This is a genomic window from Pontibacter mangrovi (assembly GCF_006385705.1).
GTDB classification, from domain to species: domain Bacteria; phylum Bacteroidota; class Bacteroidia; order Cytophagales; family Hymenobacteraceae; genus Pontibacter; species Pontibacter mangrovi.
On sequence record NZ_VFRQ01000004.1, the window covers coordinates 383,508 to 409,246 of the forward strand.

Below are 25,739 nucleotides of genomic sequence, written 5' to 3' on the forward strand. Positions count from 1 at the left end.
CCTGCAGGAGGCTATTTTATTGCCTTAAAAGCCCGGAACGTAGCTCAGCGTAAGTTGGAAAGATGCGTTTCGCCGCTCTTTGCCCTCAAAAGCACCCTCGTCATCAATGTCTTTCAGCCCGCCGTTGTAGCGCACTCCTAGCCCAAACCCGCTCGGTGCCCGAAAACCCAGGCCAGCTGCATAGCCAAAATCAATAGGGTATGGGTTATCGGTAATAACCGTTTTAGTGATGTTGGTTGTGTTGGACCGGCTAACTTCCGCTATTTGCTTGCCTTTGAGTAGGAAGGAGGCCTGGGGGCCCATCTCGAAGTATAAGCCGCTTATCTGCAGGTGCAGCAAAACCGGCACATCCAGGTAGTTAAGGCGCAGTTTCTCGGTAGTTTCCACGCCGCTGGCGCTAAATTCCCTTTTAGCGCCCTTCGAAGTAAACAGAAGCTCCGTCTGCACGCCGATAAGGCTGTTAAAACCGTGCCGTGCCGTAAGACCTACCGTGTAGCCCGGGCGATAGTCATAGTTTTCGGCATCGTTGCCGGTAAGGGTGGCATAGTTAAGGCCTGCTTTTACGCCCATGGTCTGGGCGCTTGCCGTGCCTGCCAGTAAGGCAAGCCCAAGGCCAAGTATAAATTTTTTCATGTATAGGTATAAGATTGATGCAATAATACAGCGCGTGGCAGCTTAAAACTATGCTGCCTGCCCGCAAAAGTATAAAAAGGTGCGGATATAGCTATTGCCAAATGCAAAAAGCCCTACTACACCGGTAGCAGGGCTTTTGTCATATTAATCTTATAGGATAGGCTCGTTGCCTATGGTGTTACCTAAAAAGGTTACCAGTTGGCGTGCCTACCATTCATAATCTCTGCGTGAAGACGATCCGTAAGAGTAGGGAGGTCCGCTATAGGTGTTTCGGTAGCTGGAGCTGCTCCCATACCGGTCACTGTCACGGTCTCTCATTTCGTCCATTCTTCTACGGCGCTCAGCTTCTTCGTCTCCAAACCAAGACTTTACCTCGTCGCCGGCACGGTCAAAAAAGCCGCGCTCATGGTCTCTGTCTCTGTCGTGCTCCCGGTCATAGCCAGATGAGTAGCGGTTACGGTCGCTGTAGCCGGATGTTCTGTAGTTGGAGCTGTCTCTGTCTGAAGATCCGTAGGAAGAGCCATAGCTAGGCGTGTTGTAGTTGCTGGTGGTATAGCCAGTGCCGTAGGTACCGGAACCGTAGCTGCTGCCATAGTTGGAGCCGCTGCCATATCCGCTTCCGTAGCTAGAGCCACTACCGTAGTTACTAGAGCCACTGCCGTAGTTACTAGAGCCACTGCCGTAGTTACTAGAGCCACTGCCGTAATTGGATGACCCATAGCTTCTGCCGTAACGGTCGCTGTCGCGCATCTCGTCTCTTCTTCTGCGGCGCTCGGCATCATCATCCCCGAACCAGGATTTTACCTCGTCCTTCGAGCGGTCCCAGGTGTCGCGCTGGTTTCTGTCGCGGTCGCTGTAGTTGGAGCTTGAGCTTGAGCCATAGCCAGACGAGCCGTAGCCGTAATTAGAGCCGGCTGAGCGGCCATAGGTGGAAGTATTACCATATCCTGATCCTGAATAGGCGTCAGTGCCTGAGCCAAGGTCGGATCTGTTGCTGCCGTAGCCTGTTGAGGAGGAATCGTAGCCAGTACGGCGGCTGCGATTGCCTAAATCGTAATCGTTAGAATAATAGTTTCTGGAAGAGCCTCTTGTCTGAGACCTGTCATTGTCGTTGTACGGGTTATAGCCCGCGTTTTCATAGCTTCTCATAGGTTCTAATTGTTTTAAAGGTTATCTCAAAAGAATATTGGCAATACCTGATATTGTGGTTGCCAACGTTGTTTTTTTACGGGGCTTAGGTCTGTTATGTTCCGTTTGTCCATTTCTTTCGCTTTCTGCTAAGCCCCAACTCCCTCTACTACGCCTTTATTTAGGACGAAGTGCAATTTGCCCGCTTTTAAAGTTTAGGTGCGGTACAATATACTTTGTACAAGTATGGCATAGGGATGCAAGCTGCAGTTGTGCTTTTTATTGTGTTTTACTGATTGTGTACTATTGGTTTAATTTGGCTTTTGTTGAATAAGTAGTTGATGTGCAGTGCTTTGTTGAGGCTTTATAAGCGGCTTTCGGGTTGAGGATTATTGAAAATATTTGTGTTGTTTGTGGCTGAAATGCTTGGTGTATTGCGTGTGGTTTTATAAATTTGCGCCATACAGCAATAAAAGAAGACGGCAACCTGTTATTATAAAGTGCAATAAGTTGCAGTATTTTTCTAGAGCTTAAGACAATTTTTAGCCAAATATTAAAATGAACTTAAAAACCATGCTGGCCTCTATGGCGGCTGTCCTTATGCTGACGGCCTGTGAGGATATCTTTGAAGGGGGAAGCCTGCAGCCTGACGGTTCTGTGCCAAGCCTGACTGTCAACAACCCCGGTAAAAACCAGAAGATCACGGCCTCGGGCGGCCTGCGCGTTAACATTACTGCGGTAGATAAGGATGATGTGGACTACATCGACTTTACACTAAGGGGCGAAACGGCAGAAAAGCCTGTGGTTAGTTTCAGGACAAGCCCTGAAGAGCGGATTGTGGAGTTTGACACGACCCTGAACGTGAGCGGCATTGCCCCTGGCGTGTATAAGCTAAAAGTGGCGGCTACCGACAAGCGTACCAACCTGAGCGTGCAGGAAGTAACCGTAAACGTCACTACTCAAGAATAACCTGTTCCGAAACATACTTTACCTCATTAAAAGTCAGCTGTGGTTTCATAGCTGACTTTTTTCATATCATACCGCTATCAGTTAGTTCATGCGCGGTACCTTTTATTAATCTGCGGGCAGATTCCCCTCTCGGCAGGGGCCAGGGGTGGGCTTTGGGCTGTTGGTAAACTATGGAACTGGTCCATACGCATTATTCAATCGCTATGGGTATCAAGCCAGTATGCTGCAGGGTTCTGAGCAAGCGTGCTTTACTCACAAGAGGTGGACTCAGGCGGCGTGGCTGGCGCAGGAATCCATTTTAAAGTATAAACACGCTGCTCTTTGTCTGCACTGAGCTTGGCTTCTAAAACTGATACACCACCTGCCACTGCTCGTTCAGGACTAAACTGGCTTCAAAGGGCTCCCCGGTTTTCTGGGAGATAAAGCCTTTGATCTTTGGGGTCTTTCCTTTCAGAAGCAGCGAGGAGATCTGCTTTTCTGTGAGCTGCTTGCCGCCCATCTCAAATGGCACTACAAACTTACAGCCCTCTCTAAACCTGCTGCAGCCATAAGCGGCCTTTCCCTTCAATAATTTGCCTTGCTTGCAGCGCGGGCACTGTTCAAACGGATCTTTGGCAGCGGTTTTCTCCACCTGCTCCACCACCAGTTGGTTATTGTTATCGAGTTTCAGGATGGCATCGAAGCTATCGCCCTGCTCGTTTTTAAAACCTTTGATGGTGGGTGTTTTGCCTTTGCTCAATAGCGCCGTCACCTGTTTCTCGGTCAGTTCCTTGCCGTGCTGCTCAATAGGTATCAAGAAGCGGCAACCCTCTTTAAAGCGGATGCAGCCATAGGCTTTCGAGCCTTTCAGGATGTGGCCTTCTTTACAGGCAGGGCAGGAGCCGAGCCCTTTGGTTGGAGTGGCTTCTTTCTTCTCAGCGGATTTTATACTTGCCGGCTTCTTCTTGCCCTTGGCGGCTGGCTTCTCTTCCTGCTGCGGCTCCAGGGTTACGGTGGCGCGGTCATACTTTACTTCCTGCACCAGGTTTGTCACGAATTCCTGCAGCTCTTTTAAGAAAGCCTCCGCCTGAAACTCGCCGCCCTCTATCTGCCGCAGCTTGCGCTCCCACTGCCCCGTCATCTCCGCCGACTTCAGCGTCTCGTTCTTGATCACCCCGATCAGGTCGATGCCCATCTGCGTCGGCACGATCTTCTTTTTCTCCTTGCGGATGTATTGGCGCTTGAACAGCGTTTCGATGATGGCGGCGCGGGTAGAGGGGCGGCCGATGCCGTTCTCCTTCAGCGCCTCTTTCAGTTCCTCGTCATCCATCTGCTTACCTGCCGTTTCCATGGCGCGCAACAGCGTGGCCTCGGTATACTCCTTGGGCGGGTTGGTCATCTTCTTCTCCAGCATCGGTTCGTGCGGCCCGTGCTCACCTTTCTCAAAGTTCGGCAGCACGCCAGCGGCTTCCTCTTCCTCTTTGCCGTCTTTACCTGCAGGCGCATCCGACGATTTTACGTCATCGGCACCATATAGCACACGCCAGCCCGGCTCCAGGATCTGCTTGCCACGCACCCTGAACGTATAACCCGCCGACTCGGCCATCACCGTGGTGTTGCTCACGATACAGTCCGGGTAAAAGGCGGCAATGAAGCGGCGCGTGATGATGTCGTACACATCGGCCTCCCGGCCATATAGATTGCCGGCCGAGGCACCTGTCGGGATGATGGCGTGGTGATCAGTAACCTTGTTGTTGTTGAAGACTTTCTTTGTCTTGCGGATCTTGCTTTGCAGCAGCAGCGTGACTTCTTGCTTATAGTTGGTCAAACCGCCCAGGATGCTTGGAATTTTCGGGTAAATATCGTCCGGGAGGAAGGTGGTGTCTACGCGCGGGTAGGAGACAACCTTCTTCTCGTACAGGCTCTGCACCGTCTTCAGCGTCTCGTCGGCCGAGAGGCTGAGCTTGTTGTTGCACTCGATCTGCAGCGAGGTCAGGTCGAAAAGCTTGGGCGGCGATTCGGTGCCTTTCTTCGTTTCCACGTCCGTGATCGTCAGCTCATCCTGTTTGATGGCCTCCATAATCTTCTGCGCCTCCTCTTCCTTCTGAAAACGCCCGTTGGTGCTGGAGAAAGTGGTGTCGCGGTATACGGTTTTGAGCTCCCAGAAGGGCTGCGGCACAAAGTTGGCGATCTCGTGGTGGCGGTTCACCAGCATGGCCAGCGTGGGTGTCTGCACCCGGCCGATGGAAAGCGTCTGGCGGCTGCCGTTGGCATACTTTAAGGTGAACAGGCGCGTGGCGTTCAGGCCCAGCAGCCAGTCGCCGATGGCGCGGCTCTTGCCCGCCTGGTACAGCGAGTCGAACTCCGAACCCTCCTTTAGCTGCGCAAAGCCCTGGCGTATGGCATCCTCGGTAAGCGAGGAGATCCAGAGGCGTTTGAACGGCCTTCTATACTTTGCCTCCGTTAAAACCCAGCGCTGTATCACTTCCCCTTCCTGGCCGGCGTCCCCGCAGTTTATTACCTCTTCAGCATTATCGAGCAGCTTTTTAATGATCCCGAACTGCTTCTGTACGCCGCTGTCCTTCATCAGCTTGATGCCATACTTCTCGGGCAGCATGGGCAAGTCGTAGAGGCTCCAGCGCTTCCACTCGGGGCGGTAGTCGTCGGGCTCGCGCAGGGTGCAGAAGTGGCCGAAGGTCCAGGTTACCTGGTAGCCGTTGCCCTCAAAGTAGCCATCTTTCTTGGTTTTGGCACCAATCACCATGGCAATCTCGCGGGCTACACTCGGTTTCTCAGCAATACAGACTTTCAAGCTTTTATGGGTTTAGTATGGCGTGATACAGATGTCAAATTTAACGCTTTTGCGCCTCATCTGCGAATAAAATCTATACTTATACCTGCCGCCAAAAAGGCTGGAAGAATAAACCTTAGCCAAAGTGGCCGGTTAAATTATCACCATCGTACATTAAGTATAGTGGCTGCTGCCAAAAAGTATACTTGTAAAGTTATATTTCGATGATTTAAGGTATAGTGCTAAAGCTGTGGAGATTAATGCTAAACTTTGATGAACTAGATGCTGTAAAAGCGAAGATAGAAGAACGACGATAAAGAAAATGCTTACTATAAAAAAATGGTATAGCCGCGGCTTTTTGGCGGCGGCTATCCTTCTGCTGGGCCTGCTAAGCCAAGCCTGCGAGGAGTTTGAGTACAGCCCCTACGAGATCAGGCTGGACGAGGACGAGAAGAACATCAACGGCCGGAACATCGCCAAAATTGAGGCGCTCCCCATTTCCGCTTCCGATACCCTCCGCTTTATACTTACTGCCGATACCCAAGGCTTTTATGAAGAGAACGAGAAAGTGGTGCAGCACATCAACCAACACCAGAATGTCGCCTTTGTGCTAATTGGCGGCGACTTGTCGGACTTTGGGCTGGCGAAGGAGTTTAAGCTGGTGCACGAGGACTTTAAAACCCTAAATGTGCCTTATGTGGCTGTGGTTGGCAACCACGATGCCATCAACAACGGCAAACAGGTCTTCTCGGCTATGTACGGCGACTACGACGTGAGTTTTACGGTGGGCAACTCCCGGTTTATACTTCTCAACACCAACTACCTGGAGTTTGACAAAAAGGTGCCCGACCTGGAGTGGCTGGAGAAAGAGCTGCAGGCGGCGCAAGGGTACGAGAACATCTTTGTTGTGTCGCACATCCCGCCGACCAACATGGAGTTCGGAGAGGAAAACACGCAGGCTTACGGCGAGCTGATGAGGAAGTATCATGTCACGTTTTCGCTGCACGGGCACAACCACAACTACAAGTACCACTTCCCGTTCGGAGAGGAGGTGCCGGTGCTGGAGGCGGATGCCACAGAGCATCTGGAGTACATCGTGTTCACGGTGGTGGGGGATGAGGTGAGTTTTGAGCGCGTTCAACTTTAAAAGGGCCGAACAGATGAAAAAGAAGATACTCTTGCCTTTGCTTTTGCTCGCGCTTTGCCTGCCTTTTTTGAGCTATGCGCAGAACACAACCGAGAACAACCGTAAATGGTACGCCCCGGACGCCCTGACGCTGCAGTTTGCAGGCAACGTGGGGATGCTGGCCTTTGGGCCTAACTACAGCTTTGCGCATGATAAAGTAAATGCCGAGCTCCTGTATGGCTTTGTGCCTAAATTCGACGCCGAAGAAGTGCTGCACCTGCTCACGGTGCGGGGCATCTATAAACCCCTGAAGCGGGTGGACCTGCGCGAGAAGTATAAACTGACGCCACTGCGCATGAACCTGGGGCTGAGCTATTACTTCCGCGATCAGTTTTCCTCCTCCTGGGATAGCTCATACCCTAAAAACTATTACTGGTGGACGAGCAGCCTGCGCGTAACGGGCGGCCTGGGCGCGGAGCTGCACCGGCCTCTTGCGGGCAGCAAACGCTTTAAAGAACTGACGCTGTACGGAGAGGTAGGCACCTATGACCTGATCGTGACCTCTGCCGTAAAGGACCCGACCCTGAATGCCTGGGATATCATTAGTTTCGCGGTGGGCGTGCGGGCAGGATTCTAGGGAAAACTGTATATTTGATCTGTAGCGAACCAAAAACAGGATGCAGCCAATCGGGAAAACCATCGTTGTCTTAGGGGTTATACTTGTGGCGGTGGGGTTGATGGTATGGCTGGCCGGCGACAAGTTCAGCTGGTTTGGCCACTTGCCCGGCGACATCAGAATAGAGAAGAAGAACCTGCGTTTTTACGCGCCCATCACCAGCATGCTTCTGCTCAGCATTTTCTTCTCGCTGGTGCTGTGGCTGCTGCGTAAGTTTTTTTAGGCCGATACGGCTGCTTTATACTTTGGCCATACTTTCCTAACTTGCCGCCGCCAAAGTATAAACCTGCATGAGACTACAATTCCACAAAGACCTATACGCTTTGCTGGCGATGGCGCTGGTTTTTCTGCTGCTTTGGCTGATCTTCTGAGCCATGTTCTTTATACTTTCCAAAACCCTGGACTTCCTTCTGCTGCCCATTGTGTGGGTGCTGCTGCTATTGTTTCTGGCTGTGTTCCTGAAGTCGGCAATCTGGAGGCGCAGGTGCCTGCTTGGTGCCTTGGCAATGCTGCTGTTGCTGAGCAACCCTTTTCTGGCAAACCTGGCCTGGCGCGCATGGGAGGCAAGGCCGGTGCCGGTGCGCGAGGTAGGCACGTATGATGTGGCCGTGCTGCTGACTGGCGTTACGGAATATCACCCGGAGGCGACAGACAGGGTGCACACTAAAAAGGGGGCCGACCGGTTTCTGCACACGCTGCAGCTGTACCGGCTGGGCAAAGTAAATAAGATTCTGATTACCGGCGGAAAAGGCTTCCTGATGGACGAGATGGTGCCGGAAGCAGAGCAGCTAAAGCGCATTATGCTGCAGGCGGGCGTGCCGGAGGAGGATCTGATCGTAGAGACAGGCGCTGTAAACACCCGCGAAAATGCCCTGAACACGGCTAAAATCCTGCAGCAGCACCCGGAGTGGCAGAAGGTGCTGCTGGTAACGTCTGCTTTCCACATGCGCCGTGCGGCAGGCTGTTTTACTAAAGCAGGGGTCACTTTTGATAGCTATCCCACCGATTTTTACTCTTCCGCCCCCATTTACACCCCAGACTATATGATCATCCCCAATGCCGTAGCCTTCGAGGGGTGGCAGCACCTCGTTCATGAAATAGCGGGGTATGTGGTGTATAAGGTTTTAGGGTATTGTTAAAGATACTCTGGCGCAAGCGTCCGCCTGTGCCTTTATACTTTTGCCACCGCTTCCTGTAACTGGAGCCAAGCCATTCTTTCTATCTGCCGTTCATCCTCAGTCTTACAAAGTATAGTTTTACCTCTGGCTTTGGAGCCCTCAAGGCCGGGAGGCCTCACCTTCCCGCATCGCGCTGTCTACACTTCCTTTGCTCCTGCGTCGCAATGCCCTTATGGGCACCGGAAATCTAGAAGGCGCTCTTGGGGGATACCCCCACGGAAAGAATGGGAACAGATTCGATAGCCACCGCTGACAGAGCTTGAACGGAGTTCCCCTCCTTAGCTAAGGAGGGGCAGGGGTGGTTGGACCCGGTAATGTAGAGCTCCCTCTCCTGTTCTTAGGAGAGGGTGAGGTATAATTCCCCTCCTCTGGACTAGCCAAAACGTGAGTTTTGAGCTAGCGAGCGTAGCTCTCTAGGGGTGGGTTTTAGGCTGTTGTTAAACTGTGGAACCAATCCATGCGAATTGTTCAGTCGATATTAGTATAAACACGCAAGTTCAAAGGCAGCCACCTGGCTCTGAAAAAACAACCAACAATTAACAACCACCAACCAACAATCAAAACCTACTCCACCCAAATGCTTTTCTGGTTCACAAACTCCCGGATGCCCAGGTAGGAGAGCTCGCGGCCGTAGCCGGATTTTTTGATGCCGCCGAAAGGCATTTCGGGGGAGGAGGCAACGAGCGCGTTTACGAACATAGCGCCGGTTTCAACTTGGCGCGCCACGCGCAGGCCGCGCGCTTTGTCCTGCGTCCAGACGGCGCCACCGAGGCCGAAGCGGGAATCGTTTGCTACTTTTATGGCCTCTTCCTCATCTTGCACTATCATTACGGCAGCCACGGGACCAAACATTTCCTCCTCGTAGGCAGGCATGCCGGGCTTCACGTTTTTCAGGATCATCGGCTTAAAGTAGGCGCTGTCTTTTCCTTCGCGGCCGCCGTCCAGCACCACTTCAGCTCCTTTTTTTATCGACTCCTGAACCTGTTTCTCCAGGTCCTCGGCCAGGTCCACGCGTGCCAGCGGACCATAGTCGATGTCGTCCTGCAGCGGGTCGCCGGTCTTTAGGCTTTGCATCTTCTCCTTAAACTTCTGCAGAAACTGGTCGGCTATACTTTCTACCACAATAAAGCGCTTGGCCGCGATGCAGCTCTGGCCCACGTTCACCATCCGCGATTTGGCGGCTAACTCAGCGACTTTCTCCAGGTCGGCATCCTCCAGCACAATAAAAGGGTCGCTGCCGCCCAGTTCCAGCACCGTTTTCTTTATCTCCTGTCCGGCTTTTTCGGCCACTTTCGACCCTGCGCCCTCGCTGCCTGTTAAGGTAACCGCCTTCACGTAGGGGTGCTCTATTACCGCGTTCACCTCGCCGGAGCCGATCAGCAGCGTCTGGAAAACATCCTCCGGAAAACCAGCCTTGCGCACGATCTCTTCAATCGCCAGGCCGCACTGCGGCACGTTGGAGGCATGCTTCAGCAGGCCCACGTTGCCGGCCATCAGGGCCGGGGCCAGAAAACGGTAAGCTTGCCAAAACGGGAAGTTCCAGGGCATGATAGCCAGCACCACGCCCAGCGGCTCAAAGGCAATGAGGCTGCGCTCTGCCTTGGTGTCTACTTCCTCGTCGGCCAGGAAATCAGCGGCATTCTCGGCATAGTAGCGGCAGGCCAGGGCGCACTTCTTTACCTCGGCAATGGCATCTTTCAGGGGCTTGCCCATCTCCAGGGAAATAATGCGGCCATACTTCTCCGCCTCGTTTTCCAGAATATCGGCCTGCCGGTTCATGTGCCTGGCGCGCTCCTCAAAACTCACGTCGCGCCAACGCTGGAAAGCTTTCTCGGCTGCCTCTATTTTTTGTTTAACTTCTTCGGATGTATGTGGAGTAAAGGTTTTTACCACCTCGCCAGTGGCTGGGTTCACGGTTTCTATGGCCATAGTTTTGTAGTTTAGGTTCTGAGCTGTAAATATACGCAAGTCGGCTGGGGCAGGCTTACAGGTGCCGGCAGCCCGATGCCGATTTATTGCTTATATTTGGCTACGGATTTGCTCCAATAATTGATAAAAGCCTTAGCGGCTGTATGTATAACCTGTGTAGTGGATACTTGTTCATCGTGAAGAAACTCCTGCTTCTAAGCGCTTCCTGCTGGCTTCTGGTGCTGCAGGCCTGCCATCAGCCCACAGACAAAGCTTACGCACTGATGCTGAAAGGACTATACAAAGGCACGGTGCGGGTGCTGCAGCCCCGCGAGCTGGAAGCTATACTTGCTGCCGGAGAAGAAAAGCCGCTGCTGCTGGATACGCGGCAGCCGGAAGAGTACCGGGTAAGTCACCTGACCGGAGCCCGCTTTATAGATTTTGAGAAGTTTGAGGTGGCGCAGCTGCAGGAGGTGCCCAAAGATACGCCTATTATACTTTACTGCGCCGTGGGCTACCGCAGCGAGCGGGTGGGGGAGCAGCTGCAGGAGGCAGGCTATACCAATGTGCGGCACCTCTACGGCGGCATTTTTGAATGGGTGAATCAAAGCAAGCCGATATATGATGATCAGGGAGCCACAGACCGGGTGCATGCCTACTCCAAAGCCTGGGGTGTGTGGTTGCAGAAAGGAAACAAAGTATATGGAAAAGAATAAGCTGCTTCTGCTGTTTGTGCGCAACCCCGAGCTGGGCAAGGTAAAAACCAGGCTGGCTGCGGCTGTTGGTCCCGAAAAGGCGCTGGAGGTATACGTGCACCTGTTGCAGCACACCCGCCAGGTTACGCAGCAACTGCCTGTTGATAAACGGGTATACTATACCGGAACTGTTAACCAGGAGGACCTGTGGCCAAACCAGGTATACCAAAAGCGGGTGCAAACGGAGGGCGACCTGGGCAAAAAAATGCAGGCAGCCTTTGCAGAGGCCTTTCTGGAAGGCTATACTTCTGTGGTCATCATCGGGAGCGACTGCCTGCAACTGACGCCGGAGATTATTGCACGGGCTTACCAGGAGCTGGAAACGCATGAGGTGGTGATCGGACCGGCGCTGGACGGCGGCTATTACCTGCTGGGCATGAATTGCCTGTACCCGCGGCTGTTCCAAAACAAGCAGTGGAGCACAGAGCACGTTTTTCAGGAAACCATGCAGGATGTGCAGCAACTGCAACTGCCTTACGCGCTGCTGCCCCGCCTCTCGGATATAGACGAACTCAGCGACCTGGACGAAGAGACGCAGCAGGATTTTGGGCTGTAGTTTATACTTTCTGGCTTTAATCTCCCAATCCACCTTCATTAATTGAGGGTGTTGGGGAAGTATAATGACGAAAAGTATAGCGTCTCTACAAGTATAACCTTCTAACTGTCTACCTCTTTAACTCTCTACCTCTCTAACTCCTTACAGCCCCATCAAGGCATCATAGCCATACACATCGTCCCGGAAGTGGACCTGCATTTGCTCATCTACCCAAGCCGTTAAGTATACGATGTGCAGCGGCACCGGCTTTTTTACCCGCACGTAGTGGTTGGCACGGCCCTGCGCCCAAAGTTTGTCTATCTGCTTGGTGGTGTAGCCGGAGCCGCGCTTCAGGAGGTAATATGCCAGCTCTACAGGCTTTTCCAGGCGGATGCAGCCGTGGCTAAAGGCGCGGTTCGGGTACTGGAACAGCTGCTTGCCGGGCGTGTCGTGGAGGTACTGCGGCAGGCGGTTCGGGAACGGAAACTTTACCTGTCCCAGCTCGTTTTGCGGACCGCTTAGCTGCACAATGCGATAGTTATAGTTGGCGTGGGTTATACTATGCCAGTTCACCCTCCAGGGGCTAACGCGGTGCCAGCTTATGCCGTCAGACCGTTCCAGGATCATGTTCTTTTTTGCCAGATAGCCGGGGTTTCTGCGCAAGATGGGCACGATCTCGTTTACGGCAATAGAGGTGGGCACCTGCCAGTATGGGTTTAGCACTACCATGTCGAGCCTGGAATGTGTAGGGTAGGTTTTTAAATTGGGCTTGCCGACGATGACGCGCATTTGCAGAAACGTTCTGCCGCTGTCCACCACCTGCAGCACATACTCCGGCAGGTTGATAACAACGTACGGCTCCTGCTGGTTTGTAAAAGTGGAGTCGAGGCGGGAGAGGTTGATGCGGAGCTGCTCCAGGCGCTTGCCGGGCTTTTGGTTCAGGGCCGCTACGGTGTTGGGTCCTAAAATGCCGTCGGCGGCGAGGCCGTGGCGCCATTGGAAGTGCTGCACGGCAGTACTCAGCTTAGACGTGTAGCTGGCTTCTTCTAAGGCATGGTCTGCGGGCAGATCGCCGGTGAGCATCAGGTTTTCCTGCAGCTGCGGCACAAACTTGCTGCTGTCGCCGGGGCGCAGTAGCAAATCCCCCGGAAAAGTATGCCAGTCAGCAGCGTGCGCGATGGACTCGTACTGCAATATGGCCTGCTCCAGGCGCTCTTTGCTGTAAGGGCGATAGGGGTGCTCCCGTTCCTGGGCAAACACTCCTGTTACCGATAACATCAAAACAAAAAATATGTGCGGTAAGCGAAGCATAAGGAACGGAACAGCGTGTATTAAAGTATACGTTGCAAAGCAACCGAGCGCCGTTGGCTTGGAGTTTTTCATGTCCGGCTAAGGTAGTAGCTTTGTTCCCTGTAAATAATGACATTTGTCGCATCCGAAAGAAAACCGAAGTATGGCATCCGAAATTGATAAAAGTACCCTTGCCTTTTTAGCAGAACTGACCCAGAACAACACCCGCGAGTGGTTTAACGAGAACAAGCCGCGCTACGAGAAAGCGCGCAAAAACTACATCGGTTTTCTGAACGAGCTGTTGCTGGAGATGCAGCATTTCGAGCCCGCCGCCCGCGGCCAGCAGGGCAAGGACCTGGTGTTCCGGATCTACCGCGATGTGCGTTTCTCAAAGGACAAGCGGCCTTACAAAGATCATTTCGGGGCGTATGTGGCCGAGGGAGGGCGCAAATCCATACTTCCGGGCTATTACCTGCACCTGGCCGGCGACAATAAGTCTTTCCTGGCGGGAGGGCTGTGGTACCCACCGGCACCGGAGCTGAAGGCGGTGCGGCAGGAAATTGACTACAACCTGGATGCGTTTAAGGCGCTGGTGGAGTCGGAGGAGTTTAAGCAGAAGTTTGGAGAAGTTGAGGGCGAGCAGCTGAAAACCACACCCAAAGGCTACGACAAAGACAACCCGGCCATCCATTACCTGCGCTTCAAGAGCTGGAACGCCGTGATGCCGCTCCCGGATGAAACGGTGCTGCGCCCGGACTTCCTGCAGGTGGTGCTGGAGGGGTTTCAGGCCCTGAAGCCGCTCAACGATTTCCTGACGCACCCGCTGAAGGACATGGGGGAGGAGTAAGTATAAACTGCCCGGTTATTCCTGCGGCAAGTATAGTTTCATACTTCCTGCCCCGAACTTTACTTTATCCAGGTGCCCCATTTTCGACTTATCCGAGGTGATGAGGTGGAGGTGCATGTTAGAGTCGTGGTGGGTGAAGATGGCCTTGTGCTCTGTGGAGTAGAAACCAATAATTTCCGCCTCAGCATCCTGAAAGGTATAGGTTGCCTGCCCCTGATGCGCCTCCTGCGGGGAACTTACTTTTGTGTCCTCCGGCAGGTTTACGATGTGTACGTGCGCCGCCTGCACCGTGCCTTTCAGCCTGAAAGCGAAAGGACGTGTGGCTGTTTTGGTCGCCTCATCCAGGTATACTTCCAGCTGCGGCATGGTCTGCACTGAGTCGGGTAAAGTATGCTCTTGCCAGTTAGCAACATTGGCGTACACAAAGAAGGGCGCCTTGGCTGCGAATGTTTCCTCCACCTGCATGGTAGAGTCAGAAAGCACAGTGGATTTGTAGGCTTTTCCGTCCACGATCAGCAGTTCGCCACGGAGGTATTCCAGCGGCCCCAGTCCGTACAGGTGGGTTTTGTTGGAGATGGTATCGAGATCAATCGTGCCGAAGAGCTCGCCTTTGCGCATCACATTTTTCATGGCGCCGGTTACCTGCACTTCTGCGTTGGAGGTATTTTCTGTCCGAGATGTGGCGGCATCACAACCAGCCAGAAGTATGGAAGCAAGTACCGCGGCGGTGGAGGCTAAACTTTTTATCATCGTTTTGGTCATTTATACTTTGAAGCGGTGTTTTACCTGCGTTTATACTTGACCTGCGACAAAGGCAAACCCTTGTGCCGGCCAAACAGCAAATGCTTGGGGCTACCCACGATCTGGGAGGAGTAGATGCCGGTGTGGCCGGAGAAAAGATAGGCCGTGACGCAGGCAATGGCAATAAACACGCCGCCCTCTATCCCGAAGAGCTCAATGCCCATTACCGTGCAGGCGATAGGCGTGTTGGTTGCCCCGGAGAACACCGCCACAAAGCCCATACCCGCCAGCAGCGCCACCGGCAGCGGCATGAACCAGGCCAGGGCGTTGCCCAGCGTGGCTCCCACAAAAAAGAGCGGCGTTACCTCGCCTCCCTTAAAGCCAGCGCCCAAGGTAAAGGTGGTGAACAGTATCTTCAGCAGAAAATCGTAGCTGGGCAGGTTCTGGTTAAAGGCAGCCACAATGGTAGGGATGCCCAGGCCGATATACTTGGTGGTGCCCATGGCAAACACCAGCGCCGCCAGCACCACACCGCCCAGCACCGGGCGCAGCGGCGGATAGCCAATCTTGGCCTTAAACAGGTCGGTCCAGAAGTGGACGAGTTTGGAGAAGGTTAGCGCCGCCAGCCCGAAAAGTATACCGGCTAACAGCGCCCAAAGTAGGTTTACAGCCGTTAGCTCCGGCACCAGATCGATACTGTAAATAGTATGCGGCACCTCCCACAGGTGCCCGACATAGTTGGCCAATATGGCTGCTAGAAAGCTCGGGATAAGAGCATCCAGCTGAATACGTCCCAATACCAAAACCTCCAACGCAAAGATAGCCCCGGCCAGTGGCGTACCGAACACAGAGGCAAAGCCGGCGCTGATACCGGCTATCAATAGTACCTTGCGGTCGCGGGGTTTTAGGCGCAGTATTTTGGTAAGCCTGTCGGCGATGGCGCCGCCCACCTGTACCGCCGTACCCTCGCGGCCTGCCGAGCCGCCAAACAAGTGGGTAAGGATGGTGCCGAACAGCACGAGCGGGGCCATCCGGAACGGGATGATGTCTTTAGGTTGGTGCAGTTCCTCCAGCAGCAGGTTGTTGCCCTTCACCACCGAGCTGCCCCACAGATGGTAGCTCAGGCCGATGATAAAGCCTCCCAGCGGCAGCAGGGCTATGATCCAGACGTGGCTTTCGCGGAAGTTAGTAGCCCATTCCAGCGCATACAGGAAAAAGGCAGAGGCCGAGCCTACCAATATGCCCAAACCACTGCAGATCAGCAGCCACTTGAGCAGGTAAACAAGCGCGGGGATTTGTTCGATGGAGGCGAGATGTCTTTTAATTTCCCTGAAGTTCATATAACAAGTATAAAATGAGTCTACATCAGCCTGTTTTCAGGCTATTTAAGCAGACGTCATCAGCTCTGCGGCAGAGCGGTTCCAGGCAGACATCATTGCCGGTTGTAGCTGCGAATTTAGTTATTTTTCTGAAAGTGGGGAGAGGCGTAGTTGGTAGCGAACATCAATTTTCATGTATTACCCCAAACTTCGTTAATTGCTCTTGCCTAAAAAGTTCGTTTATTGTGTTTATCGCCTCATTCGCTTTCTCTTCACAAATATTTATTGAGGTACTGTACAGATAGAAGGGGATACCATTTTCATCTTCCGCGACAAATCCAATCCGCCCATAGTTCTGTTTGTTGATTTCCTGTGTCTTATTAAAAATTACAAAAATGTTGTCGAATTTTTCGGCTTTCCATGGCGCATTGAAAAAACCAAAGTGGTGCTGATAGTTAACAGCCTTTGTGCTGACAATTAACCTTTCCTCGCCTAACAGGTTCCACAAAGTATACTTGCCTAACATCAGGTATATTACACCGTAGAAGACCAAGGCTCCTAAGAAGATCAGTCCTTGCTCCCTTTCTTTGGAATAAGCAAGCAATACCATGGGCAGGACTATGGCCAGCATGCATAACGTTATCAACACTAACTTTAACGCTAAAGGAGGGCGAGGGACAAATGTCAAATGAACATTTAGTGCGTTCGCTTCGATAACAAGACGATTATTTTCCATGCTCTAGCCCCTCCATTGTGTTTGAATAGCATCCTGACGGCGAATCAGTTTGAAGTTACTGCCAAAATAAAAATATTCCTCTACACCCTCCTAAAATACCACACTCAGCAACAGCACCATTCCAAAGCCGGTGAGGGCGATGAGGGTGGTCATCACGGTCCAGGAGCGGAGGGTCTGGCGCTCGGTGAGGCCGAAGTATTTGCTTACCAGCCAAAAGCCGCTATCGTTTACGTGCGAAAGTATACTTGCCCCGGAGGCGATGGCGATCACCACTAGGGCGCGGTGCATGTCGGTGAAGGCGGCACCCTCGAGGAAAGCGGCCGTCATGCCGGCTGCCGTGATCATGGCCACCGTGGAAGAGCCCTGCAAGATGCGGATAGCCGCTGCCGTGAGGAAGGCGAAGAAGAAGGCGGAGAGGCCGTAACTCGTCATCACCTCGGCCAGCATTTGGCCAGCCCCGGTTTCGGTGAGGATCTGCTTGAACACCCCGCCCGCACCGGTTATAAGTATGATCAAGCCGGCCGGAGCCAGGGAACTGGAGGTGATGGAGAGCAGGTCGTTGCGGCTGAAGCCTCTCCTCAGGCCCAGCAGGTACCAGGCCAGCAGGTTCGCCAGGATAAGGGCCACAAAGGGGTGCCCCAGCATTTTGATCCAGCTTACAGCTCTCTCTGAAAGGGGGATGCCGGCACCCAAGGGACTGTCGAGGTACGTGTTCATCAGGATGAGCACCAGCGGGAGACCCACCAGGCCCAGAATCATACCTGGAGATGGCAGTTTCTGCGGTGTAGCCTCAGCCTCTACAAAAGAAGCGGGCGTCTCGACATGGATTCTTTTGGTGATGAAGCTGGCAAACATGGGACCGCCCACGATGGTAGCAGGTATGCCGGCCAGCAAGCCCGCCGCGATCACCAGCCCCAGGTCGGCGCCCAAAATATCGGCTACGGCCACAGGGCCGGGCGTAGGTGGGATAAACGCATGTGTTACGGCCAGGCCGGTAAGCAGCGGAATGCCGTAAAACAGCAGAGAGCGACCGGTTTTCTTCTGCAAGGCATACACCACCGGCACCAGTATCACAAAGGCCACATCAAAGAATACGGGAATGCTGACCAGGAAACCTGTAGCCGCCAAGGCCCAGGAAGCACGTTTCTCGCCGGTCTTCTGAAGTATAAAAGCCGCCAGCGACTGCACTCCGCCCGAGCTCTCCAGGATGGCGCCGAACATGGCCCCCAAACCGATGACAACGGCAATGAACCCAAGCGTGCTGCCCATCCCTTTCTGGATGTTAAGGACTATGTCGGAGGCCGGCATACCCGCCAGCAAGCCCACAGCAATACTGGAAATGAGCAGCGAAAGGAAAGCCTGCAGCTTAAAGTATAAAATCAGGATCAGCAACAGGGCTATACCTGCGACAACGGCAAGCAGGAGGGAGTAGTCGATCATGCAAACTTTGTTTTCGGGGTGTAGGGCAGGCTTTTAAACCTTGTTCAGTTTTCTATTGCACACTGACGCTAAACGTCTCCTGTGTGCCATACTTCTGGGGTTTGCCCAGAGAAACCATCCACCTGTCATACGTTGCCTTGGCTAACCACTGCACCAGGTAATCATCCTTTAGCTCTTTTACAGCGGCAGCCTCGCTGGCCAACTCATGGGCGGTTTTGAAGAGCGAGCTCTTTTTGCCATGATGGAAGATAAAAGCAGCATGAAACTTGTCTTTAGGCGCTGCGATCTTTTGTTTCTTGCAGAGCCTTTGCACCTGGTTAAGCCGTATGCTGTCCCGCCTAACTAATTCACTCCGGATAATATAGGACTTAAGCGTTTTCCTGTCTGCCTGATCGGTTTTGTAGGCATAGGCCAACACCTCGTTCACGCTTCCAGAATGAAGTATGGCAGGTTCCAGGGGGCGCAGCAAGCCAAACAGTATCCCGACAAGGCAGATGACGCCAACCATGACAGGCACTTTTACCCAGTTGTTGCTCATGTTCCTGCGAAAAACTCTGACAATGCTTGTAATCAATAGGATGATGAGGCTTAAAGCAATGACGATAAGCAAGAGAAAGCTTAAAGGAGGGTAATTGTACGACAATATACCCACAGCAAGCACTGCGAGTAAGGGGATCAAGAATTTTTTCATGAGCTTATTTTGTGCTTTGGCTATAGTTTAACAGGTAGTAGTGTGCGGTGCAGGCCACTGCCGACGGCTTAACCTACTCACTCCTTTAAATATAACAAATTATATTTATACTTTACCCATACAGGTTCGCGGGGTGGCGGTAGTTGTGGTCAAATAAAGTTAAGTTTATGGGCAGTTTTAAGCCTCAGAAAGTTGCCTGCATGTTCACGAAATAAGTGGCCAGAAAAATGAAGCTTAAATATGACCACAGGAAAGCGAAAAGTACATGCACCGTTGTTTCAAACCGCTTGCCTTTCCAGAGGTCTGGAGAGTAACCAAAAAACTGAAAGTAAAGCCGAACTGCCCAAAACAAGCCCAGGCCCAAACATACTTTTTGGCCAAGGCCGGATGAAACCAGCTCGTGGGCGGATGTCAGGCAAAGTATACCCATAAGAAAGACGACCAGGGCAATAAAAAAAGTATGAACCGTCATCATTTGCCTGTTTATCAGACTCAATGATTTCAGTTCTTCGTCCCAATTAAAATACCTTGGAAATACAGCGTGGGCAAGTGCCAACAAAATCAGTAAAATGCCGATGATCTTAAAGTGTATTTCCATTTTTACTAAGTATAAAGGTTGAGATGAAGGGCGTGAGTTTTATTTCTTGCCGGACGTTAAGGCTTGCGTTTCTGAAAGCCTTTAGCCAGGAGCGCCTGGCGTAGAAGTGAAAGAAGCCAATGTTATAGGCTATGAAATTGGGTAAATCTCTCAGGTGTTCAGTGATGTAGATTTGCCCTTGTGGCTTTAGAATCCTTGCCAACTCTTGAAAAAATAAAGCTCTCTCTTTTTCATCCCTTATCTCATGAGCCGAAAAAATCACAAATATTCTGTCAGCAGACCCAGTAATTAGCTGCAAATCAGTGGTTTTTACTTGCTTGGTTTTCGGGAAAGGAGGGTAGGATCTTCGTGCCCGCTTAATAGAGATCTCGGTATGCTTTACCGGATCGTAGAAATCAAGCACTTTCAGTTCGGCATGCCTGAACTTGTCCTGCAGCAGGGTACTTGTCTCGTCAAAGCCTGCGTGGATGTTTATGATATGGCCTATTGTGTTTTGTGGATCAACCCAACTCAGGCTGTAAAGCCCCGACAGGTCGTACACGTACAGCGACACCAACAAGGAAATAGCCGTTGACCCTGAAACCAGTATGCAAAAAGTATAAATGAGTGGCTGTAGTGAATTGTCGGTGTGGTAGGCAATAAGCAACAAAAGTATAACCAGCAACAGTGCAAGGGCATAAAAATGCCAGTTAAACCTGATGATGTTGGTTACTCCCTGAAAAGGCTTCCTCATCTCACCCATTGCTCAATTCTGCCTTTTTTCCAGTAATAGGGGATATTTTCAATCATAAAAGCATTGGCCAGCACGGGGCTTTTGAGGTTAAGAGACTCCAAGAATGGAAAAGTATGTTCCACTACCTTCACTGGCTTTGGTGTCCAGTTCTGTCTAACGCCCTCAATAATTAATATTTCCCGCGTGGGGGCATTGTATGTGAATGTGAACGGCAGCGGCCCTGCAAAGCGCCTTGCCTCCTTCCAATCTGCAAAGGGTGATTGGCCTGGTAAAGGAGCGGTTTCGTCAGAGTAGTCTATAGAAACGTTGAAAGCCGAGTGGTTTGAGGATATTTCCGTTAGATGGCCTAGGCAGGTTTGCTTTATGTCTGTTGTGGTATAGTTGTAGTGGGTAAACATATTCCCCATTATTTCCATTTTCTTCTGATCCGTTTCAGACTTAAGAATATACAAACCGCGCAATCTCTTCCCGGCATTGTTCGTGTATCTTACAAATACTCTATAGCCAATCAGGAAAAAGTCATTGCCCATGAATTTAGGCAGTCCCTTTGGCCGGAGATCCTTTGTCCTAACCATCGCCACGGCTATAAAAGCCCACTCATCGTTAAACGTGTCCAGTTGCAGGCATTTCGGAATAAGGCCCTGAAGCTGGGTTTTAGGAACCGCGTATGTTAAGACAATTGACTTCTCAAAGAAGGCTTCGACAGCAAACGGATGGTTTTTCAGGAATGAGAGCATGCTAAGCCTTTTGATATATTTCTTTATTCAGCACAAACTCGTTGTAGTACACAGCAAGTATAAAAAAGGAAGCAAAAAGTATGTTAAGCCTACCCCAAAGCAGTAAGTCGGGCACAAGTATAAATTCCAGTATGTTCATGGTGGCTACTATAAGTATTTGAACTATGGAATTTAGGCGTGACTTTATACCTGTCAGAATCCACAGAGCCATACCGATTTCAGAAATACCGATCACTATCGTTAACTCCCTGGAGTAGTCGCTCCCCAGAATCCGGGAAACAATTTGCTCATGACGGGCAACCAGGTTAAGCACCTTGCAAAATAAACCGTTAACGAACCAAACGGCTGCAATGCCACAGGCTAGGACTAGTTGTATGTTTCTCTCCGTCATTAGTTGTGTATAATGGTTGAGGTTGATAGCCGTAAACGGAAAATAGATTAGTGTTAGGATTCATACTCTTCCTCTAAATATAGAAAAATCTATTTATACTTTACCCATTCAACCTGGCGTGGTGGCGGCGCTGGCGGTAGAGGTATAGCTCCACCGTCAGCCAGAGCAACACCAGGCTATACTCCAGGGCTACCAGCAGCAGGCCCTCTTGGTAAGTGGGGGTGCGGTAGGCGGCGTAGGTAAGTATGGCCAGCCCCGACCAAACCACGGCGAAGCGGAAGTGGCTCATGACGGTGAGGGCCAGCAGCGTGGTGAGGTACCAGGGGTGCACGGTGGTGGAAAGCAGCAGGTATACCGCTAAAGCCGTAGCCATGTAGCCGGCCATCCTCCTTACAGAACCGAGCTTTTTAACCGAGGCCATACTTAAAACAGCGACCAGCGTAACGAGCGAGAGCAGCGGACCAATTATGGAGATGATGTTGTAGCCTGCCACCCGGAAGCCCAGCCAGCGCAGCAGGTAATACACGCTGGCGTTAAATTCGAACTTCCGGAAGTATAGGTCCAGGCTCTGGGAAATATGCTGCAGCACCTGCAGGTTCACCAGCGGCGCAAATTGGGCCACCACCGTGATCAGCACCACCGTGCCGTAAAGTATAAACTGCCGCCAGCCCAGTTTCCGGAGCACGAAGGGCAGGAACATGAGCGGCAGCAGCTTAGCGCCGATGGCCAGTCCAAACGCCATACCCGACCACACTAGCCGGTGGTAAAACAGTTGGTACAGCGCCAGCAGCAGGAAAAAGATCATCAGCGCCTCAAAATGCAGGTTGCCCACCAGCTCAACTATAACCAGCGGGTTGAGGGCGTAGAGCAGCACATGCTTTTCGGGGAGGGCCATTTTGCGGAGCAGGCGCCAGAGCAGCAGTATACTTCCGGCCTCGGCTAGCAAAAGTATAAGCCGCATCACCACCACACTTCCTGGTATACTTTGCGGAGAGAGCTGCACCGCCAACCAAAACACCGCCTGCGACACCGGCGGGTACACGCTGTAATAGCCCTGCGAGTTCAGCTGCCCGAACAACTCCTGTGTTAGGCCCGGCACCTGCGGCGCTTCCGGCTGCAGAAAGAAAGTTGGCAAGTATAAATAAGGGTTCAGTCCCGCCGCCAGCAGCCGCCCGTCCCACACAAACCGGAAGTAATCGTCCGACAGGGCAGGGGTGGCCAACAGAAAAATAAGCCGGAAAAGGATGGCCGCCGCGATGCCGTGCCACAGGTGTATGCGCTGCCGGCATACATAAAGGTAGGCAATGAACACCACGGCGTAGAGCAGCACCAGTTGTGCAAAGCCGGTGCGTGGCGTGGCGTAGGCCAGCGCCGCATAAGCCGCCGCCGAAACAGCCAGAGCTGCGTAGCTGAGTATGTTGCGCTTTACGGGTGCCATTCGTGGAGCGGGACTTATGCTGCGTTCATCATCGTTTTACCCGTTACGCAAACTTTGCCTACAGGTATTTAAATATAGTCAGGATGATCTTATATCCCGCCATCACGGAGCCTTTTACCGTACCCGAGACTTTGGAAACGCCGATGCGCCTGCGGTAGGAAACCGGTAGTTCAGTATACCTTATTCTCTGTTTGGCGGCTTTAGCCTGCATCTCCACCGTCCAGCCGTAGTTGCGGTCGCGCATGCCCAGGGCCAGCAGCGTGTCTAGCTTTATAGCTCGGAAAGGGCCCAGGTCGGTGAAGCGGGCACCGTACAGCAGCCGGATGAGGGTCGTGGCCAGCCAGTTGCCGAAGACCTGCTGCGGCATCATCGAGCCTTTCTCCCGCTGCCCCAAGGCCCTGGAGCCGATCACCATCTCCGCCTGCCCCTGCACAAGGGGCTGCACCAGCCGCACCATCTCCTCCGGGTAATCAGAGTAGTCCCCATCCAGGAAAACGATGATGTCGGGCCGTGTTTCGGCGGGTTTGGCGGCGGCATGAGCGATGCCCTTGAGGCAGGCGTTGCCATAGCCGGGGCTGGGCTGGTGCAGCACGGTGGCCCCGGCGGCGGCGGCTACCTGGGCCGTACGGTCTGTGGAGTTGTTGTTCACCACGATCACCTCCTGCACAAAACCGGCAGGTATGGCTTTTACCACCTTGGCAATGGAGGCTTCTTCGTTGTAAGCGGGTATAATAACGTTTATTCGGGGCATAGAAGCGGCAAAGATGACCAAATTCCCGGACAGATTCCATTCCTGCTGTTTTTCTTTGATAATCTGCATGCTACGGCATTACCTTTGCAGGTAAACCTTTTGCTGAGAGGCAGGTTTTAACAGTTACCAAACACAATCATTATGAGAGAGGAAGACATTAAGGTAGGCGACAAAGTGCCTGATTTTGAGCTGGAACGCCAAGACGGCGGTTTTTTTCGCTTGTACGACCTGGTGGGGGAGAAAAACATTGTGCTTTATTTTTACCCGAAAGATAGCACGCCGGGCTGTACCAAGCAGGCTTGCCAGTTTCGCGACCAGTACGAGGTGTTTAAGGAGCAGGGGGCAGAGGTGGTAGGCATCAGCTCCGATAGCGTGGAGTCGCACCAGAAGTTTGAGCAGAGCTACAAGCTGCCTTTTACCCTGCTAAGCGACCAGGGCGGCCAAATCCGCAAGCTGTTCGGGGTGCCGCGTAAGCTGGGCCTTCTGCCCGGCCGTGTAACCTACATCATCGACCAGGAGGGTACTGTGCGCTACATCTTCAACTCCATGACCAAGCCCCTGGAGCACGTAAGCACGGCGCTGGAGGTGCTGCGTGAGATCAACAGCGAAGACAAGCACTATAAAAAAGCATAGTTTAGAAATTTTCACATCAAAAAAGAAAGGCAGCCCGCACATAGCAGGCTGCCTTTCTTTTTTGCTGAATTATACTTATCGGGTTAATACACGTTAATCAACTCCAGCGAGTTCTCGTTATCGAACTCCACTTTTACAAAGCCTTTTTCCTTGGTGAAGTATACTTTGGCAGGCCCTTCTGTGGCTGTGTCCGCTCTCTCCAGAATATAGGCTGTGTATAGGGTGTCATTCAACTTATAGTCTTCGGTAGGGGTGCTGGAGGTGATGTTCCAGGCGGCTTTGTCTCCCACGCCAATTTTTACAATAAGAGAATCCGGCTTTTTCAGGATGTAAGTGCCCATATAAGGCAGTTTTCGGTCTTTGTCTTCGATGATATTGGTTACCTGTGTGTTGCGCTGCGAAACGCAGTCATCGGTTACAGAGAATCCGTCCCCGGGTACGTTTTGCGCATAGATGCCGGTGCGCAAATACGTTATCGTGTTACCGGCCTGGTCTTTAAAAAGGGCAGTGTCGCCGGTGCCGTACACCAGCCACTGGCTGTCTTCAGGGGTAGGCTCGGTAATGCTGATATTCCCGCAATCATCGCAGGCGGCCAGGGTGGCAGAGGCCAGTATCAGCAGGAAAAACGATTTAACTGTAGTCTTCATGGTATGGGAAACGGAAAAGCTTTCGCGCTGGTAAGTTACCAAATTATTAGTTCACTGTATCAGTTAGACCCTTTTCCGGTGAGGGAGGTTGCATGGCTCCGGCATTTTTAAACCACCGCAGCACTTCTAAAAAGTGGTCGTGCGGTGCATCCGGGTGGGTAAGCATATCGATGTGGCCATAGTTGTGCCTGTTGCCGTTCTGCCTGCTCAGGAGCATTACTCTGCTGCGGCTACAGCCCGTTTCGTTCTTCAGGTGCTCCACGTCTTGCGGGTGGCCCAGCACGGTATCGTTGGCGCCGGCCAGGTATAGCGTTGGAGGCAAATGCATGTTTTGCAAGGCGTTGGCGTAGTCAAATTTGTCGTGCCAGTCGAGCCAGCGGCGCTGCACCACCCAGTGGTGCGTCTGCCGGTGCGACAGGCGGGTTTCGCTGTCGGAGCCCATGCCCAGGCGCTGGGCAAACAGCGCCCCGGTGGTGGCTGCGGCTGTTTTGCCTACCCAGTTCCACATCACATCTACCATAAAGAACTTTTTTAGGCTGCGGATGCTGATGCGCCGTTTGCTGCCGAAAAAAGCCATGGCCTGCACTTGTACCGGCACCGCGGGCCGCGCCAGGTATGCCAGCATCAGCACACCGCCCCAGGAGTGGGCACCCCAGTACTGCGGCACATCGCCCTTCAGCTCTATAATTTTGCCGATAAAGGCCGGAAAGTCCTCTTGTAAGGTATGGCTCAGCCCAAATTTTGACTTGCCTGAGATAGCAGGTGTGCTTTTGCCGCGCCCGCGCAGATCGGCCACAAACACATCGTAGCCCTGCTGAGCCAGCCAGGGTGCAAAACCTTTGCCTGAGGCAGAGTAAAAAATCCGCCCGTTCTCGATGGAGCCGTGCACCAGAAATACCGGAGGCCCCTGCCTGTCTTGGCTAAAGCGCTTCAGGTGCAGCGTGTCGGTAGCCGTAACAGGTATAAAGATGGATTCCTGCAGCAAGTGTTGGTGTTTGGGCATAGTTGGTAAGCGAGAAGTATAAACAAGCATAAAAAGCGGCAGCCGGAAAATAAGTACCAATATACT

Annotated in this window: 27 protein-coding genes and 1 riboswitch; of the genes, 9 read left to right on the forward strand and 18 right to left on the reverse strand. The window is 52.5% G+C overall.

The annotated features are described in order from the left end of the window. Positions 1-24: 24 nt before the first annotated feature. Both FJM65_RS09975 and FJM65_RS09980 read right to left on the reverse strand, forming a co-directional pair. Positions 25-633, reverse strand: coding sequence for a porin family protein (locus FJM65_RS09975; protein WP_140621354.1), 609 nt, complete (start codon positions 631-633; stop codon positions 25-27). 207 nt (positions 634-840) lie between these two features. After that, entirely contained in the window at positions 841-1,782 is a 942-nt protein-coding gene (locus FJM65_RS09980) for an SWFGD domain-containing protein (RefSeq protein WP_140621355.1), read from the reverse strand. A 537-nt stretch (positions 1,783-2,319) separates the two neighbouring features. Between FJM65_RS09980 and FJM65_RS09985 the strand changes: the two genes are divergently transcribed. Next, the gene (locus tag FJM65_RS09985; protein ID WP_239022909.1) at positions 2,320-2,730 is read left to right on the forward strand and encodes a hypothetical protein; all 411 of its coding nucleotides are present in this window, start codon (positions 2,320-2,322) and stop codon (positions 2,728-2,730) included. 343 nt (positions 2,731-3,073) lie between these two features. Here FJM65_RS09985 and FJM65_RS09990 read toward each other — a convergent pair whose 3' ends face one another. Next, a complete protein-coding gene (locus FJM65_RS09990; RefSeq protein WP_140621356.1) occupies positions 3,074-5,521 on the reverse strand; it encodes a type IA DNA topoisomerase in 2,448 nt (815 codons plus the stop codon). Between the two features lie 301 nt (positions 5,522-5,822). Between FJM65_RS09990 and FJM65_RS09995 the strand changes: the two genes are divergently transcribed. From FJM65_RS09995 to FJM65_RS10010, 4 genes are all read left to right on the forward strand, one after another. Beyond that, the gene (locus FJM65_RS09995; protein WP_140621357.1) at positions 5,823-6,647 is read left to right on the forward strand and encodes a metallophosphoesterase family protein; all 825 of its coding nucleotides are present in this window, start codon (positions 5,823-5,825) and stop codon (positions 6,645-6,647) included. Positions 6,648-6,660: 13 nt separating this feature from the next. Further along, positions 6,661-7,263 carry a hypothetical protein gene (locus FJM65_RS10000; protein WP_140621358.1) on the forward strand — a complete coding sequence of 201 codons (603 nt, stop codon included), beginning with the start codon at positions 6,661-6,663 and terminating at the stop codon, positions 7,261-7,263. 40 nt (positions 7,264-7,303) lie between these two features. Further along, on the forward strand, positions 7,304-7,525 hold the full coding sequence (locus tag FJM65_RS10005) for a DUF2905 domain-containing protein (RefSeq protein WP_140621359.1): 222 nt from the start codon (positions 7,304-7,306) through the stop codon (positions 7,523-7,525). A 151-nt stretch (positions 7,526-7,676) separates the two neighbouring features. Next, positions 7,677-8,441, forward strand: a complete 765-nt coding sequence (locus FJM65_RS10010) for a YdcF family protein (protein ID WP_140621360.1) — start codon at positions 7,677-7,679, stop codon at positions 8,439-8,441. A 603-nt stretch (positions 8,442-9,044) separates the two neighbouring features. Here the strand turns inward: FJM65_RS10010 and FJM65_RS10015 are convergent. After that, positions 9,045-10,409: an NAD-dependent succinate-semialdehyde dehydrogenase gene (locus tag FJM65_RS10015; RefSeq protein WP_140621361.1), complete on the reverse strand. Its 1,365-nt coding sequence runs from the start codon at positions 10,407-10,409 to the stop codon at positions 9,045-9,047. Between the two features lie 176 nt (positions 10,410-10,585). Here FJM65_RS10015 and FJM65_RS10020 point away from each other — a divergent pair, with 176 nt between their 5' ends. After that, positions 10,586-11,104 (forward strand): rhodanese-like domain-containing protein, encoded by a 519-nt coding sequence (locus FJM65_RS10020; protein WP_239022910.1) that lies wholly within the window; start codon positions 10,586-10,588, stop codon positions 11,102-11,104. Beyond that, a complete protein-coding gene (locus FJM65_RS10025; protein WP_140621363.1) occupies positions 11,091-11,699 on the forward strand; it encodes a TIGR04282 family arsenosugar biosynthesis glycosyltransferase in 609 nt (202 codons plus the stop codon). The genes FJM65_RS10020 and FJM65_RS10025 overlap by 14 nt, the downstream gene beginning before the upstream one ends. Before the next feature lie 141 nt (positions 11,700-11,840). Here the strand turns inward: FJM65_RS10025 and FJM65_RS10030 are convergent, their stop codons facing one another. Then, positions 11,841-12,956: a L,D-transpeptidase family protein gene (locus FJM65_RS10030; protein WP_181163686.1), complete on the reverse strand. Its 1,116-nt coding sequence runs from the start codon at positions 12,954-12,956 to the stop codon at positions 11,841-11,843. A gap of 175 nt (positions 12,957-13,131) precedes the next feature. Here FJM65_RS10030 and FJM65_RS10035 point away from each other — a divergent pair, with 175 nt between their 5' ends. Then, the gene (locus FJM65_RS10035; protein ID WP_140621365.1) at positions 13,132-13,815 is read left to right on the forward strand and encodes a DUF2461 domain-containing protein; all 684 of its coding nucleotides are present in this window, start codon (positions 13,132-13,134) and stop codon (positions 13,813-13,815) included. A gap of 15 nt (positions 13,816-13,830) precedes the next feature. Here the strand turns inward: FJM65_RS10035 and FJM65_RS10040 are convergent, their stop codons facing one another. The 11 genes from FJM65_RS10040 to FJM65_RS10090 form a co-directional block, all read right to left on the reverse strand. After that, positions 13,831-14,565, reverse strand: a complete 735-nt coding sequence (locus FJM65_RS10040; protein WP_219855969.1) for an acetolactate decarboxylase — start codon at positions 14,563-14,565, stop codon at positions 13,831-13,833. Between the two features lie 32 nt (positions 14,566-14,597). Further along, the gene (locus FJM65_RS10045) at positions 14,598-15,896 is read right to left on the reverse strand and encodes a voltage-gated chloride channel family protein (RefSeq protein WP_140621366.1); all 1,299 of its coding nucleotides are present in this window, start codon (positions 15,894-15,896) and stop codon (positions 14,598-14,600) included. 43 nt (positions 15,897-15,939) lie between these two features. After that, a riboswitch (Fluoride riboswitch) is annotated at positions 15,940-16,005 on the reverse strand. A gap of 54 nt (positions 16,006-16,059) precedes the next feature. Then, on the reverse strand, positions 16,060-16,611 hold the full coding sequence (locus FJM65_RS10050) for a hypothetical protein (protein ID WP_140621367.1): 552 nt from the start codon (positions 16,609-16,611) through the stop codon (positions 16,060-16,062). A gap of 90 nt (positions 16,612-16,701) precedes the next feature. Beyond that, entirely contained in the window at positions 16,702-18,051 is a 1,350-nt protein-coding gene (locus FJM65_RS10055; RefSeq protein WP_140621368.1) for a GntP family permease, read from the reverse strand. Positions 18,052-18,103: 52 nt separating this feature from the next. Then, positions 18,104-18,589 (reverse strand): hypothetical protein, encoded by a 486-nt coding sequence (locus FJM65_RS10060; RefSeq protein ID WP_140621369.1) that lies wholly within the window; start codon positions 18,587-18,589, stop codon positions 18,104-18,106. 337 nt (positions 18,590-18,926) lie between these two features. Next, positions 18,927-19,340: a hypothetical protein gene (locus FJM65_RS10065; RefSeq protein WP_140621370.1), complete on the reverse strand. Its 414-nt coding sequence runs from the start codon at positions 19,338-19,340 to the stop codon at positions 18,927-18,929. Next, the gene (locus tag FJM65_RS10070; RefSeq protein ID WP_239022911.1) at positions 19,324-20,073 is read right to left on the reverse strand and encodes a class I SAM-dependent methyltransferase; all 750 of its coding nucleotides are present in this window, start codon (positions 20,071-20,073) and stop codon (positions 19,324-19,326) included. The genes FJM65_RS10065 and FJM65_RS10070 overlap by 17 nt, the downstream gene beginning before the upstream one ends. Beyond that, positions 20,070-20,810: a DUF2071 domain-containing protein gene (locus FJM65_RS10075; protein WP_140621372.1), complete on the reverse strand. Its 741-nt coding sequence runs from the start codon at positions 20,808-20,810 to the stop codon at positions 20,070-20,072. The genes FJM65_RS10070 and FJM65_RS10075 overlap by 4 nt, the downstream gene beginning before the upstream one ends. Before the next feature lies 1 nt (position 20,811). Then, positions 20,812-21,201, reverse strand: coding sequence for a DoxX-like family protein (locus tag FJM65_RS10080; protein ID WP_140621373.1), 390 nt, complete (start codon positions 21,199-21,201; stop codon positions 20,812-20,814). A 100-nt stretch (positions 21,202-21,301) separates the two neighbouring features. Next, the gene (locus FJM65_RS10085) at positions 21,302-22,639 is read right to left on the reverse strand and encodes a glycosyltransferase 87 family protein (protein WP_140621374.1); all 1,338 of its coding nucleotides are present in this window, start codon (positions 22,637-22,639) and stop codon (positions 21,302-21,304) included. Between the two features lie 58 nt (positions 22,640-22,697). After that, the gene (locus tag FJM65_RS10090) at positions 22,698-23,390 is read right to left on the reverse strand and encodes a glycosyltransferase family 2 protein (RefSeq protein WP_140621432.1); all 693 of its coding nucleotides are present in this window, start codon (positions 23,388-23,390) and stop codon (positions 22,698-22,700) included. Between the two features lie 141 nt (positions 23,391-23,531). On the opposite strand from FJM65_RS10090, the gene FJM65_RS10095 reads away from it, so the two are divergent. Next, entirely contained in the window at positions 23,532-24,023 is a 492-nt protein-coding gene (locus tag FJM65_RS10095; RefSeq protein ID WP_140621375.1) for a peroxiredoxin, read from the forward strand. Between the two features lie 83 nt (positions 24,024-24,106). On the opposite strand, the gene FJM65_RS10100 is transcribed toward FJM65_RS10095, so the two are convergent. Continuing rightward, complete coding sequence (locus FJM65_RS10100; RefSeq protein WP_140621376.1) at positions 24,107-24,670, reverse strand: hypothetical protein; 564 nt, start codon at positions 24,668-24,670, stop codon at positions 24,107-24,109. Between the two features lie 46 nt (positions 24,671-24,716). Continuing rightward, positions 24,717-25,673 (reverse strand): alpha/beta fold hydrolase, encoded by a 957-nt coding sequence (locus FJM65_RS10105; protein ID WP_219855970.1) that lies wholly within the window; start codon positions 25,671-25,673, stop codon positions 24,717-24,719. Positions 25,674-25,739 lie beyond the last annotated feature (66 nt).